A 13,607-nucleotide genomic window follows, 5' to 3' on the forward strand; every position below is an offset into this window, starting at 1 on the left:
CGAAGGGCCGGTTCAGCCGAACCGCTGGGACAGCCGTTCGAAGGTGCCGGGCAGCGCGCCGCCGACCCGCGCGGCGGCGCCCAGCCAGCCCGGCACGAAGACCTCGCGCCTGCCGCGGCGCACCGCCCGCAGCACCGCGCGCGCGACCGCCTCGGGCTCGACCAGCCGGGGGAAGCCGCGCTCGTAGCGGCCCCGGGTGTCGAAGAACGGGGTGCGGACCGCACCGGGGAGCACGGTGCTCACCCGGACCGGACCCGCTGCGCAGCGCAGGCTCGCGGCGAAGGCCCGCACCCCCGCCTTGGTCCCCGCGTAGACCTCCTCGTCGCGCACGCCCACCGCGGCGATCGAGGCGACGAACACCAGGTGACCACCGCCGCGCCGGCGCATCCCGTCCAGCGCCGCGGTGCTCAGCAGCACCGGCGCGGTGAGGTTCAGCGCGATCATCGCCTCCGCCGTGCCCGGCGGCATCGCCGTCACCGGACCGGCCCAGCCGACCCCGGCGCTGTGCACCAGCAGGTCGGCCCCGCGCGCGTGTTCGACGGCCGCCGCCAGTCCGTCCGGCGCGGTCAGGTCGGCCGGCTCCGCCCGGCCCCCGGTGGCGGCGGCGACCTCGGCCAACCGCTGCTCGTCCCGGCCCAGCAGCACCAGCTCGCAGCCCGCACCGGCCAGCGCCCGCGCGGTGGCCGCGCCGATGCCCGACGACGCACCGGTGACCACCGCGCGGCTTCCCGTCAACCCCACGAGGACTCCGGCGGGTCGCGCCGCTCGGCGGCCTTGCGGAGCTGCTCGCTGCGGCGGGACAGCACCACGATGCCGCCGACCAGCACCACCGCGGCCAGCACCTCGCCGAGGACGACGCCGGGGGTGGTCTCGATGCGCTCGCCGAGCCAGCTCACCCCGATCGCCGCCGACACCAGCGGGTCGACGGTGGTGATGACCGCCAGCGCCGGTGAGATCACCAGACCGCGCTGGAAGGTCTGCTGGCTGAGCAGGAACCCGATCGGGCCGATCAGGCACACCAGGTAGAGCGACCAGTGCTGGAACGGAGCGGCGATCCCGCCCGCCCGCGCCTCCCCGGCGACCACCTTGATCAGGCCGGCCGTGATGCCGTAGAGCACGCCGGTGGCCAGCGCCCAGGCCACCACCCCGATCTCGCCCGCGGAGAACCGCCCCAGCAGCAGAGCGGCGATCACCAGCAGGGCCAGCACCGAGGCCAGCGGCGCCACCGGGTCGCCGGTGAACCCGGTGCCCTCGCCGGAGGGCCGGGCCAGCACCAGGAAGGCCGACAGCCCGCCGATGCAGGCCAGCCCGCCCAGCAGGAGCACGACGTCCAGCTTGCGGTGCGCCATCCAGGCCGCGAACGAGGCGCCGAACAGCACCGAGGTCACCAGCAGCGGCTGCACCAGCACCAGCGGGCCGAACGCCAGCGCGATGACCTGCAAGGACAGCCCGACCACGACGGTGCCGATGCTGAGCACCCAGATCGGCTTGCGCACGAGCTGCCACAGCAGCCGCGGGTTCAGCGCGTTGACCCGCGGCACCTGCTTGGTGACGCGGTGCTGGATGGCGCTGGCCAGCCCGAAGCTGGCGGCGCCCAGCACCGCGGCGGGCACGGCGATGGCCAGCTCGGTGCTGTCCGCGGTCATCCGCGCGCTCCGAGCCGCCGCAGGTCGCCGAAGGCACCGCGGACGTGCTCGGCGAGGGCGTCGGCGTGCGGGGCCAGGCCGGGGTCGGTGGTGATGCCGAAGCCGACGCCCTCGCCCCAGTTGATGGCCCCGATGCCGATGCCGACCCCGTCGGCCAGCGAGAGCACCGGCAGCACCTGCTCGATCAGCGCACCGGCCACGTGCGCCGGGCTGCGGCGGCCGGGCATCACCGACACCACCGCGTGGAAGAACCGCTTCCGGTAGATCGTGCGCACCACGAGGGCGTGCAGCGGGGCGGGCAGCGCGCCGAGCGCCCGGAGCACCGCGACCGCCGCCGCGGGGTGGTCGCCGCGCTCCGCGGCGGCCAGCCGGGCGGTGACCTCGGCGAGCCGCCGCCGCACCGGCATCGGCCCGACCGGCAGGTCCACCGCGAACGACGCGGTGTGGTTGCCCGGCGCGTCCAGGCCCGCACCGCCCCGGGCGGTGCGGATCGTCTTGGGCACCATCACCCGCATCCGCTGCTCCGGGGCCGCCCCACCGGCGTCGTCCAGCAGCCGGTGCAGCCCCTCGGCCACCGCGGCCAGCAGCAGCGCCGAGCTGCTCACCCCGCGTTCCCGGGCGGTGGCGCGCACCTCCCGGGCGGACAGCTCCAGCCAGCCGAAGGTGCGGTCCGGGGTGCTGCGCCCGGTGAACCCGCCCGCCGGCGCCGCACCGACCCGGGCCAGGCTCACCAGACCGCGCAGCACCGTCCCGGCGCGGCGGTACCAGGGCGGGGCGTCGTCGGGGCGGCGGGCGTGCGGCGGCGGCACGTCGCAGAGCAGCCGCACCAGCGTCCCGTTGACCGCGATGCCGTCGCCGAGCGCGTGGTGCATCTTGGCCAGCAGGGTGGCCTCCTCGTCGCCTTCCGCGTGGATCAGCAGCAGCTCCCACGGCGGCCGGTCGGTGCGCACCGGCGTGCGGAAGAACTCCTCGACCAGATCGGCGTGCTGGCGGCCCGAGCGGGGTTCCCGGCAGCGCAGGTGGTCGGCGGGGTCGATCGAGGCGTCGTGCACCCACTCCGGACGGCGGCCGCGGCGCCGCACCAGGCGCCGGTTGAGCATCGGCAGCCCGGCGGCGTGGGTGCGGATGCGCTCGGCCAGGTGCTCGCCCCACTCGTGCGTGGACAGCTCGCTGCCGGTCAGCCGGAGCACGGTGCCGATCTGCTGCGGCACGGTCGGGGTGGTGGCGTGCACGAAGAACGCGTCCTGCGGGCGCAGCGACCGCCTGCCGTGGTGGCGGGGCACCTCGGCCAGCGCCGCGACCTGCTCGGCGAAGTCCCCGGCCTGGGCGTGCTTGAGCGCCCGCTGTTCGAGCTGGGTCAGCGCGTCGGGCTGCTCGGTCCACCGCCGCAGCAGCGCGGTGAGCTGGTCGGCGTCCCAGCACAGCTCGGCGAGCTCGGCCTCGGCCATCAGCTCCGCGTTGGCCTTGCCGTGGCCCGCGATCGGTTCGAACATGACCACCGCCCGGCCGCAGGCCAGCGCCTCCAGCGCGGTCGCGCCCCCGGCGTTGGTGATCACCGCGTCCGCCGCGGCCATCAGCCCCGGCATGTCCTCGACCCAGCCCAGCGGGACGACCCGCGGATCGGCCAGGTCGGTGAGCCGCTGGCGCAGCGCCGCGTTGCGGCCGCAGACCACGACCACGCGGTCCACCCCGTCGGCGCGCCGGGCGGCCCGCACGGCGCGTTCGACGGACCCGAAGCCGAGCGATCCGCAGGTGATCACCACCGCGAACCCGTCGGCGGGCAGTCCGGCGGCGGTCCGGGCCGCCGTGCGGTCGGCGGGGTGGAACGCGCCGACCGCGGGCGGGACGCTCACCGCCCCCACGGCGTCGGGCTCGGCGCGCCGCATCTCCCGCAGGCTCACCTCGCTCATCACGTGGTGCAGGTCGACCTCCGGGTAGACCCAGAACGGGTGCGGCGAGAAGTCGGAGATCACCGCCGCGATCGGGACCTCGCGCAGCTCGCCGCGCCGGCGCAGCCAGTCCAGCCCGGCGGTGCCCAGCGGGTACGTCGACACGATCAGATCGGGCCGGTGCGCGGCGACCGGCGCCCGCAACCGGCGTCCGGACCAGGCGCCCACGAAGCGCCGCGAGGAGTCGGCGAACCACCGCCACCGCCACAGCGCCGAGTAGAACAGGTCGTAGAGCCACGGCGTCGATTCGACGTTGGTCGCGTAGATCCAGTTGAAGGTCCGCGGCACCCAGCCGCCCATCTCCGCCAGCGCGTCCACCCAGGACACCTCGCAGCCCGGCCAGCGCTGTTCGGCGGCCTCCGCCACGGCGCGCGCGGTCGCGTTGTGGCCTTCACCGATGGTGGCGCTGATCAGCAGCACTCGTCGCGGCTGGAGACTCACCACAGGAGGAATCCTTTCGCCCGGGCAGTGCTCCCGCAGGCTAACGCCGTGCGCGGTTGTCGGCTGGCCGAACGATCGCTGGGTCCGCCACAGTGGACTCCGCCGACCGGACCGCATCACCCGGCCAGGGCAGCGCTGGTCGTTTCGGGTGACCGGGCGCGGGTGCGGCCGCCGACCTGGTGGCATCGGGGTGATTCCGGGGATGCCGGATGCGGGACCCTGGCAGTATCACGCGCATGATCAAGCCCGTCGCACATCCTCCTCGACGGCGGCTCAGCGATGAGGTCCGGGATTGGATGCTGGCGGAGCTGGTGCTCTCCGGCGATCTCGAACCGGGGGACCGGCTGCCCAGCGAGGCGGAGCTGTGCGCCCGCTACAACGTTTCCCGGATCACCGTCCGGGCGGCGCTGCGCAGCCTCCAGGACGCCGGATACATCGCGGTCCGGCACGGTCGTGGATCGATGCTGCTGCCCCGCGCCGACAGCATCGCCGCCGGACTGGACCGGCTGTGCCCGCTCGAAACGTTCGCCGCCGAGAGCGGCAACCGGATCTCCAGCACCGATCAGCACGTCGAAGCGGTGTCCTTCGACGACCGCACCGCCCGGCTGCTGGGCGTCCGGGCCGGGAGCCCGGGCGTCGTGGTGCGCCGGACCGAGCTCTACGGCGGGACGCCGGTGGGCCGGGTCGTGGAGCACGTGCCGGACGGGGTGCTGCCGCCGTCCCGGCTGCGCGAACCCGGTGCGGTGCTCGACCGGCTGCTGACCGACGTGGGGGTGGAGTACACCGACTGCGATCTGACCCCCGTGGTGCTGGACCGGGAGCTGGCCGAGGCCCTGTCGGTCGACGTCGGGAGCCCGGCGCTGCACCTCGACGAGCTCGCCAGGGTCGGCGACGGCCGGATCGTCGCCCGGAGCCAGGCGTGGTTGCTGCCCGAGCACTTCCGGTTCGCCCTCCGGCGGCGCAGGCAGGAGTGAGCCCGGCCGCGTCGCGCGGGGCGCAGGGCCGCGACGTAGTCTGGGGCGGCGAATCGCCTCGCGGCGATGTCGCGTCCCGGCTGGCGGTTCAGCGCTGGGGGTAGCCACCAGTCGCGCCGGTGGTGGGCCGCGAGGGGGTCGGCTCACCACCGGCCGCGGGCGCCCCGTCCGGTCCGGCTGACCCGGGTCAGTTCACCCCGGGTCAGTTCACGCAGGGCACGCCGTCGGCGGTGATCGCCTCGTCGAGCCCTTCGCCCTCCTGCTGCGCGGGGCGCGTCCCGTCCAGCGCCAGCGGCTGCGCGGCGGCCATCTTGGTCGGCCCCCGGTAGTCCTCGCCGAGGACCACCTCGACCTGGCCCGGTGCCAACGCGTCGTCCTGCTCGGCGGACAGCTCGCCGAGCGCCGAGGCCACCCGCTCGCCCGAGTCGGCCAGCCCCGGCGCGTACCGCACCGACGACGTCTCGGTGCGTTCGGTGCCGCTCACCTCCGCGACGGTGACGCCCTGCGCGCTCAGCCGCTCCCGCACGCGCTCGGCGAGGCCGTCGTCGCCGGTGCCGTCGAGCACGGTGACGGCCGGGGCCGTCGCGGCGGGGGACTGCCCGGTGGCGCGGGCGATCGCGCCGCGCACCTCCTGCGGGTCGACCTGGACGGCCATGCCGTCGCTGGTCGGGTAGGAGGCGTCCTCGATCGGGATCGTGGTGAACCGGACCGCGCCACCGGCCAGCCCGCGCATCCGCTCGGCGAAGGCGAAGATGTCCCAGTCGTCGTCGAGCACCAGCGACTGCTGCACCGAGTCGATCAGCGCGCGCAGCCGGGCGGGGTTGGCCAGCACGTCACCGGAGAGCACGGTGCCGGCCAGCCCGGCGAGGAACGCCTGCTGGCGCACCACGCGGTCGAGGTCGCCGCGCGGCAGGCCGTGGCGCTGCCGGACGAAGGCCAGCGCTTCGGCGCCCACGACGGTCTGCCGCCCGGCGGCGAAGTCGGCACCGGAGTACGGGTCGTGGGCGGCGGACTTGAGGCAGACCGGCACGCCGCCCACGGCTTCGGTGATCCGGGCGAACCCGAGCAGGTTGACCTCGGCGTAGTGGTCGACCGAGGTGCCGGTGAGCTGCTCCACCGTGCGCACCAGCAGCTTGCGCCCCGCGTCCGCGCTGCGGCGCTCCAGCTCCGGCGAGGGTGCGAGGCCACCGGCCGCCAGTTCGGCGCGGGCGGTGTCCGAGCCGCGCACGAACGCCGAGTTGATCTTGTGCTGGCCGTGGCCCGGGATCTCCACGAAGGAGTCCCGGGGGAAGGAGAAGCCCACCGCGCTGGAACCGTCGTTGGGCACGTGCAGCAGGATCACGGTGTCGGTCAGGCTGGCCTCGTTGGAGGTCGCGTGCAGCTCGCGCAGCACCTCCTCGGGCAGCGGGTTGCCGTGCGCGTCGGTCCGGCTGTCCATGCCCACCAGCAGGATGTCGGTCGCGCCGTCGGTGTGCTGCTCGCTGGTCACGTCGCTGGTGGCCAGGCCGGTCTGCAACTGGCGGTAGTTCGTCCAGCCGTACCCGGTGACCAGCAGCACCACCAGCGAGGCCGCGGCGGTGGCGGCGCGGAACCGGGCCAGCCGCCGGTTCCGGCGCACGGCGGTCGCGGTGCGCCGGGGCGGTCGGCCCGGACGCGGTCGCGGGCGGCGGTCGGCCGGGCCGGTGCGGCGGCGCTGCTGAGATCCCACGATGCCCCTCCCCGTTCGCGGCAACCCCCAGCATCGCACCGGGCCGCAGGCTCGGCAGAGCGCGGAAACGGCCGTGCCGAGCGACATCCGGCGGCCCTCGGCGATCACTTGGGGTCCATTGAGGACCGACCGGCCGGGGGGCGGAACTCCGCCCGGGAGCGCGGAAGCGGTGCGCCGCCTGCCAGGTCGGCGGCGGGTTCCGGCGGAGCGGCGGAGGCCGGGACGGTGATCGTCGGCCGCGCTCCGGCATCACCGGACCGGGTGGGCCGGGGATCAGTCGGCGGCTTCGTCCGGATCGCCGGGGTCCAGGTCGGCCGGCCGGACGCGGTAGACCTGCAGCGTGGTGGCGTGGTACTTGTCCGTTTCGCCCACCCACTCCATGCCGATCCGCTCCGCGGTGGCGATGGCCCGCTGGTTCTCCGGCAGGGCCAGCGCGCTGACCTCCTCGATGTCGAAGCTGAACGCCCACCGCAGCAGCGCCCGGGCGGCCTCGGTGGCGTAGCCGTGGCCCCAGTCCGCCGGGCGGAGTTGCCAGGTCAGTTCGAGATCGTGGTCGTAGGGCGGCAGCAGCCGCAGCACCAGCCCGCCGATCACCACGCCGTCGGAGCGGCGCTGCATCGCGAACCGGCCCGTCGGCGGCACCAGGTTCGGCTGCGCCTCGGTCCAGGAGTGCACGACGGCGCGCATGGCGGCCAGGTCGGCGACGCTGGACACGGCCGGGGTGAGCCACTCGGTCACCTCGGGGCGTCCGTAGAGGTCCAGTGCCGCCTGCACGTCCGCATCGGAGCTGGTCCAGTCGCGCACCACGAGCCGTCTCGTCCCCAGCGCCGGATCCATCGCGACCACCCCTCCCGCATTCCCGGGGAACGGTCCATCCTACGCCGATCCGGCGCGGGCCGGAACGCCGTGCGCACGGAACCGCACGGCTCGTTGACACCCGTCGGCCGGTCGTGGACGATCACCTCGGTTCCGGCACCGGGAGGACGCGCGTGGGCACGGCATTCGACCTGACCGGGCGGACCGCCGTGGTCACCGGTGGTGGTCGCGGGCTCGGGCGCGGCCTGACCACCGGACTGCTGCGCGCGGGCGCCGACGTGGTGGTGCTCCAGCGCAGCCCGCTGGACCCGGACCTGGTCGACTCGGCGGCCGGGCTGGGTCGGGAGCTGGAGTGCGTGCCCGCCGACCTGGCCGACCCCGCGAGCACCGATGCCGCCGTCGCCGAGGTCCTGGACCGCCGGGCGGTGGACGTGCTGGTGAACAACGCCGGGGTGCAGGCCAGGCACGCGGCCGAGGACTTCCCGGACGCCGACTTCGACCACGTCCTCGACGTGAACCTGCGCTCGGTGTTCCGGTTGTGCAAGGCCTTCGGCCGTCCGATGCTGGAGCGCGGCCGCGGCAAGATCGTCAACATCGCCTCGCTGCTGAGCTTCCAGGGCGGCATCCGGGTGCCCGCCTACGCGGCGAGCAAGGGCGGCGTGGTGCAGTTGACGATGGCGCTGTGCAACGAGTGGGCCGGGCGGGGCGTCAACGTCAACGCCATCGCACCCGGGTACATGAGCACCGACCTGAACACCGCGCTGCGCGCGGATCCGGTCCGGTACCAGGAGATCTCCGAGCGCATCCCGGCCGGGCGGTGGGGTGCGGCCGACGACCTCGCCGGGGCGGTGGTGTTCCTGTCCTCGGCGGCGGCCGACTACGTGCACGGTGCGGTGCTGCCGGTGGACGGCGGCTGGCTGGCCCGCTGAACCTCCCGAGGTGCGTGCGCCGTCCGGCGGGCCCGGTGCGGGCGCCGCCGGACCGGCGGGTCACGGGCGGGGCAGCATCCCCCGCTCGTCGAACGCCCAGTCGCGGGGTTCGCCGAGCACCTCGATGTCCGGGTGCGCGCCGACCTCCTCGGCGTAGGCCTCCGAGACCTCGATGTGCGGCATCGACAAGGTGTTGCGGATGCGCACGATCCGCGCCGTCGCGTTGGTGGTGTCCAGCGAGCTGTGCACCGCCGCGACGATCGCGTCCCGGTCGCTGCCCAGCGCCATCGGGATCCGCGCCCCGTCGGGTACGCCGGAGGTCAGCGAGTTGGTGTAGAACGAGGCGAAGTCGATCCCGTCGACGCAGCGCTGGGTGGTGAAGTCGGCCATCCCCAGTCCGCAGGCGTTGCCGTGGGTCTTCTCGGTCAGGCCCAGCACGACGATGCGCTGCAACGGCGGCGCGACGAAGCCGTCGGCGTCGACCGGGGTCCGCCCGGTGATGTTGGGGTCCATGCCCGCGCCGCTGATGTCCTTGCCGATCTCGTCGACGACGAGCACGTCGATCCGGGACAGCAGCAGGCGGGGCATCAGCGACTTCGCCCGGGTGAGCAGTTCGGTCTCCCGGTCGAGCAGGTCCGCGGGCTCGACCAGCTCCACCGCGGCGATGTGCTCGTAGCCGTTCTCCACCACCGCCAGGCCGAATTCGATCGGCACCGCGTCGAGCACGGCCTCGGCGACGGCCGGGATGAGCTCGCCGAACCGGCCGAACCCGTGCTTGTGCAGGGTCGCCGCGCCCCGGTGCTTGCCCAGCCCGATGGCCAGCATCTTGGCCAGCCCGCTCTCCACCCCGGCCTTGAAGTCGGTGTGCGGCTTGACCCGGTTGACCACCACCACGCCGTCGGCCTGGGCGGCCTCGGCGTCGAAGTGCACGGGCGTGCCGTCGGGCAGTTCGGCGACGACCGCGGTATCCATCGAGGCGATGATCGGCGCGCCGATCGCGTCCTCGGTGATGCCGTACTCGGCGAGCACCCCGCGCTGGCCTTCGGCGGTGGCACCGCCGTGGCTGCCCATCGCGGGGACCACGAAGGGTTTGGCGCCGCAGCGCGCCAGCGCGTCCACGACGACGGTGATGATGCGCCCGATCTCGGCGACGCCCCGGCTGCCCGCCGCCACGGCGATCCGCTTGCCGGTGAGCGGTCGCCGCCGGTCGTGCTGGGCGATCTGCTCCCGGATGACGCCGTCGAGGTCCTCGACGGCGTCGTCGGGGAACCGCTGCTCGACCGGGATCATGCGGGGAAGTGCGAGGTCGGCCCCGGCTAACCGGACCTGTTCGACGTTGAACATGCGTCAGATCCTCTTCCGTGCGCTGCCCTTGTGGTCAGACCATGTGACCGGGATCCTTCCACGCGGGGCCGCCGCGGCGGAAGGGGCGCGTGCGACCGGTGCGATCCCGGGTAGCAGTACGGCTGTATGGTAATCGGATGCCCCGGGTCGCCGATCACGATCAGCGCCGCGCCCAGATCGCGCGGGCGTTCCGCCGCCTGCTCGCCGCCGAAGGCTTCGCCGGTGTCTCGTTCTCCCGGCTGGCGGCCGAGGCCGGGATCTCGGTCGGGCTCATCCAGCACTACTTCGCGAGCAAGGACGTGCTGCTGCGCTTCGCCTACGACGACGCCGTGCGCCGGCTGGGGGAGCGGGTGCGGGACCGGGTCCAGGAAGGTGCGGCCGCCGGTCTCCCGGTCGCCGACGTGCTGCTGGACAGCCTGGTGGAGCTGCTGCCGCTGGACGCCGAACGCGACGCGGAGTACCGCGTCCGGCAGGGGTTGCAGGCCCAGGCGCTGCACGACGAGGGGCTGGCCGAGGTCGCCCGGCGGTCGGGCGGTGACCTCCTCGCCTACGTCGCGGCGGTGGTGGACGACGGCGTCGCGCGCGGCGAGGTCGAGCCCGGGGTGGACGCGGTGCTCGCCGCCCGCGCGATCCTCGCGGCGGTGCAGGGCCTGGCCGATCAGGTGGTGCTCTCCGGCGCGGACGCGTTCCCGGCGCGGGACGTGCTGGGCCGGGTGGTCGCCGCGGTGTTCACCGGTGGGCGCTGAGGCGCGTCGGCGGAAATCCCGAGACGGCAATAGGGGCGTATGGTTATCATAATCGTATGATCATATTGTTATTCCGCCCCGAGGGGCCGACCGCCGGGCGGCGCGGCCGACGCGGGGAGCGGGTCCGGTGACCTCGATCGTGGAGCTGAGCAGCGGTGCCGTGCGCGGTCGGCAGTTCGACGGCCACCTCGCGTTCCGCGGCATCCCCTACGCCGCGCCCCCGGTCGGCGAACGGCGCTGGCGGGCGCCCGCACCCGTCGAACCCTGGTCCGGGACCCGGGACGCGACCGCGCCCGGCAACCCCGCCCCGCAGCGGGCCCGCTCGCTCACCGAGATCACCGCCCTCGACGAGGACTGCCTGACGCTGGACGTCGTGGTCCCGGAAGGCCCGCGCGCCGGGCGGCCGGTGGTGGTGTGGCTGCACGGCGGTGGCGGGACGAACGGCGGCGCCGCCACCCGCGACCCGCACCGCTTCGCGGTCACCGGCGACGTCGTCGTCGTGACGCCGAACTTCCGGCTCGGCGTGCTCGGGTGCTTCGGCCACCCCGGCCTGGCCGGTGGTGGGACCTTCGGGTTGCAGGACCAGCAGGCCGTGCTGGGCTGGGTGCGTCGCGAGATCGCGCGGTTCGGCGGCGACCCGGCGAACGTGACCCTGGCCGGGGAGTCCTACGGGGCGCTGATGGTCGCCGCGCACCTGGTGGCGCCGGGCTCGGCCGGGCTGTTCCACCGGGCGGTCCTGCAGAGCGCGTTCTCGGTGCTGGAGCCGACCCCGGCGCACCTGTTCATCCCCGGTGTTCCGGCGCTGCCGCCGAGGTGGTCCCCGGCCGCCGAGCTGGACCGGCTCGGCGCCGCCGTCGCGGCCGAGCACGGGTGGGTCGCGCCGGGCAGCGACCCCGAATCGGCGCTCGCCCGGCTCCGCCGGGTGCCGGTGGCCGACCTGCTCCAGGCCACGGACGCCTTCATCCGGCCCGCGTTCGGCGGTCCCGCGCTGCCCGAATCCCCGGCGGTGGCGCTGCCCGCGGGGCGGTTCCACCGGGTGCCGGTGCTGCTGGGCACCACCCGCGACGAGGCGCGCTTCTTCGTCGAGCTGTTCGGCGCCGACCACCCGGTCACCGCCGAGAACCTCCCGCGGTTGCTGGCCGAGGCGTTCGGCGACGCGGCGGACGAGGTCGCCGCCCGCTACCCGCCGGACCGGTTCCCGACGCCGGCCCTGGCCTGGTCGCGGCTGAGCACCGACCGGGCCTGGGCCCGGCCGACCTGGGACCTGGCCCGCTGCCTGGCCGCGCGCACCGGGACCTGGTTCTACGAGTTCGCCGACCCGGACGCGCCGCCGATCCTGCCGGGAACGCCCTCCGGCGCCCAGCACGGCAGCGAGCTCGGGTACCAGTTCGACCTCCCCGGAGCCGGCCCGCTCGGGGCCGACCAGCGCGCTCTCGGTGACGCGATGAACCGGTACTGGACGGCCTTCGCCGCGCACGGCGACCCGGCTCGCGCCGACCTGCCCGCCTGGCCCGGATTCGGCACCGGGCACGTCCAGTCGCTGGCCCCGGGCCGGATCGGCCGCGTCGACTACCGGGGCGAGCACGCACTGGACTTCTGGTCCGCCGTGCCGTGAACCCCCGCCTCGCTCCCGGCACCGGGCCGGTGCGCAGGGCGGACGGGGTGCCGCGGACCGGTCGCCGCTCAGGGTCCTTTCAGGATGCGGCGGAGCCGCATGCGGTGAGCACACAACCGGCACCGCGGCGGGTTCTCAGCGGCCTTCTCGCGAGGACAGCCGCGACGCCGTGTACGTACTTGGTACATCAGGAGCGGCTCCCGGAGCGAGGAGGCCGCTGAGGTTCCGCCACCCGCACCGCCACGCGGGCCATTGGCGAAAGCAGTCCTTATTGTTGCTTAACGTTTTCAGCCCGCTCTAGTGTCTCCGGGCAGCCGGGTGATCCGGGGCACACGACAGGAGGTCGGGCGTGGAGGAGACGACGCGCGTGCGGCGCACGGTGGCGGGCCGGGTGTCGGCCGCCGCGGTGGCCCGTGCCGCCGGGGTCTCGCCCGCCGCGGTGTCCTACGTGATGAACGGCAAGGGGGGCGTCGCCCCGGACACCCGGCGCCGGGTGCTCTCGGTGGCCCGGGACCTCGGTTTCCAGCCGAGGCGCCCGGCCCCCGCCGTCGACCCGGACCGCAGCCGGGTCATCGGGCTGGTGATGCCCAACATCATCAACCCGGTGTACCCGTGCTTCGCCCAGGGGATCGTCAGCGCGGGCGCCGCGGCCGGGTACGAGGTCTTCGTCGCCACCACCCAGGACGATCCGGACGTGCTGCGCCAGGTGACCGCCACGCTGATCGAGCGCAACGCCGACGGCGTGATCCTGGCCGGAACGCTGCGCGAGGACGCCACGGCGCTGCGGCTGCTGCGCGCGGCGAAGATCCCGTTCGCCTGCCTGTCCCGCAGATCCCCGTACCTGGAAGCCGATTTCGTCGGGATCGACGACGATGCCGCCGCCGAGGCGATGATGCGGCACGTGCTCTCCCACGGGCACACCGAGATCGCCACCGTGATCGGCCCCCGGCTGTCGAGCTCGTCGTTGACCCGCGAGCAGGCGTTCATCCGGACCGCGGCGGCCGCCGGGGTGGAGATCGGCGGCGACCGCAAGATCAGCACCGCGCTCAGCAGCGCGGGAGGCCGGATCGCCGCCGAGCGGTTGTTCGCCGCCGACCGGCCGCCGCGGGCCGTCGTCTGCGGTTCCGACGAGATCGCGATCGGCATCATGGAGCACGCCGTGGCGCGCGGTCTCCGGGTGCCCGAGGACGTCGCGGTCACCGGCGGCGACGGCCACCCGCACAGCATCTCGGCGCTGATCGACCTGACCACCGTCGTGCAGCCGCAGCAGGAGATGGCGGTCGAAGCGCTGGGCCTGGTGCTCAAGCGGATCGAGCGCCCCTCGACGGTGCACCAATCCCTCATCTGCGCCCACCGGCTGCACATCGGGCGCACCTGCGGCTGCGATCCGGCCGCGCGCCGCTGATCCGGCGACCGAGCAACGACCCACCGCCCAGAGG

Annotated in this window: 11 protein-coding genes; 5 read left to right on the top strand and 6 right to left on the bottom strand. The window is 74.7% G+C overall.

Annotation, left to right across the window (positions count from 1 at the left end):
- Positions 1–12 precede the first annotated feature (12 nt).
- From ABD976_RS21195 to ABD976_RS21205, 3 genes are read right to left on the bottom strand one after another with little or no spacing between them, the layout of a single operon-like run.
- Positions 13–741 (bottom strand): SDR family NAD(P)-dependent oxidoreductase, encoded by a 729-nt coding sequence (locus tag ABD976_RS21195; RefSeq protein ID WP_345365895.1) that lies wholly within the window; start codon positions 739–741, stop codon positions 13–15.
- Positions 732–1,646: a DMT family transporter gene (locus ABD976_RS21200; RefSeq protein WP_345365897.1), complete on the bottom strand. Its 915-nt coding sequence runs from the start codon at positions 1,644–1,646 to the stop codon at positions 732–734. Before ABD976_RS21200 ends, ABD976_RS21195 begins: the two co-directional genes overlap by 10 nt.
- Positions 1,643–4,036 carry a wax ester/triacylglycerol synthase domain-containing protein gene (locus ABD976_RS21205; RefSeq protein WP_345365899.1) on the bottom strand — a complete coding sequence of 798 codons (2,394 nt, stop codon included), beginning with the start codon at positions 4,034–4,036 and terminating at the stop codon, positions 1,643–1,645. Before ABD976_RS21205 ends, ABD976_RS21200 begins: the two co-directional genes overlap by 4 nt.
- Positions 4,037–4,272: 236 nt before the next feature.
- On the opposite strand from ABD976_RS21205, the gene ABD976_RS21210 reads away from it, so the two are divergent.
- Positions 4,273–5,010 (top strand): GntR family transcriptional regulator, encoded by a 738-nt coding sequence (locus tag ABD976_RS21210; RefSeq protein WP_345365901.1) that lies wholly within the window; start codon positions 4,273–4,275, stop codon positions 5,008–5,010.
- A gap of 202 nt (positions 5,011–5,212) precedes the next feature.
- On the opposite strand, the gene ABD976_RS21215 is transcribed toward ABD976_RS21210, so the two are convergent.
- Together ABD976_RS21215 and ABD976_RS21220 are read right to left on the bottom strand one after the other, a co-directional pair.
- Positions 5,213–6,718 (bottom strand): LCP family protein, encoded by a 1,506-nt coding sequence (locus tag ABD976_RS21215; RefSeq protein ID WP_345365903.1) that lies wholly within the window; start codon positions 6,716–6,718, stop codon positions 5,213–5,215.
- Positions 6,719–6,991: 273 nt separating this feature from the next.
- On the bottom strand, positions 6,992–7,555 hold the full coding sequence (locus ABD976_RS21220; protein ID WP_345365905.1) for a GNAT family N-acetyltransferase: 564 nt from the start codon (positions 7,553–7,555) through the stop codon (positions 6,992–6,994).
- Between the two features lie 152 nt (positions 7,556–7,707).
- On the opposite strand from ABD976_RS21220, the gene ABD976_RS21225 reads away from it, so the two are divergent.
- Complete coding sequence (locus ABD976_RS21225; protein ID WP_345365907.1) at positions 7,708–8,463, top strand: SDR family NAD(P)-dependent oxidoreductase; 756 nt, start codon at positions 7,708–7,710, stop codon at positions 8,461–8,463.
- Positions 8,464–8,523: 60 nt separating this feature from the next.
- Here the strand turns inward: ABD976_RS21225 and ABD976_RS21230 are convergent, their stop codons facing one another.
- Positions 8,524–9,807 carry a nickel pincer cofactor-dependent isomerase, group 22 gene (locus ABD976_RS21230; protein ID WP_345365909.1) on the bottom strand — a complete coding sequence of 428 codons (1,284 nt, stop codon included), beginning with the start codon at positions 9,805–9,807 and terminating at the stop codon, positions 8,524–8,526.
- A 137-nt stretch (positions 9,808–9,944) separates the two neighbouring features.
- On the opposite strand from ABD976_RS21230, the gene ABD976_RS21235 reads away from it, so the two are divergent.
- The 3 genes from ABD976_RS21235 (at position 9,945) to ABD976_RS21245 (ending at position 13,573) form a co-directional block, all read left to right on the top strand.
- Complete coding sequence (locus tag ABD976_RS21235; protein WP_345365911.1) at positions 9,945–10,553, top strand: TetR/AcrR family transcriptional regulator; 609 nt, start codon at positions 9,945–9,947, stop codon at positions 10,551–10,553.
- A 127-nt stretch (positions 10,554–10,680) separates the two neighbouring features.
- On the top strand, positions 10,681–12,168 hold the full coding sequence (locus tag ABD976_RS21240; protein ID WP_345365912.1) for a carboxylesterase/lipase family protein: 1,488 nt from the start codon (positions 10,681–10,683) through the stop codon (positions 12,166–12,168).
- A gap of 349 nt (positions 12,169–12,517) precedes the next feature.
- Complete coding sequence (locus ABD976_RS21245; RefSeq protein WP_345365914.1) at positions 12,518–13,573, top strand: LacI family DNA-binding transcriptional regulator; 1,056 nt, start codon at positions 12,518–12,520, stop codon at positions 13,571–13,573.
- The last annotated feature ends 34 nt before the right edge of the window (positions 13,574–13,607 follow it).

The organism is Saccharopolyspora cebuensis, from assembly GCF_039542665.1.
In the GTDB taxonomy this organism is placed as follows: Bacteria; Actinomycetota; Actinomycetes; order Mycobacteriales; family Pseudonocardiaceae; genus Saccharopolyspora; species Saccharopolyspora cebuensis.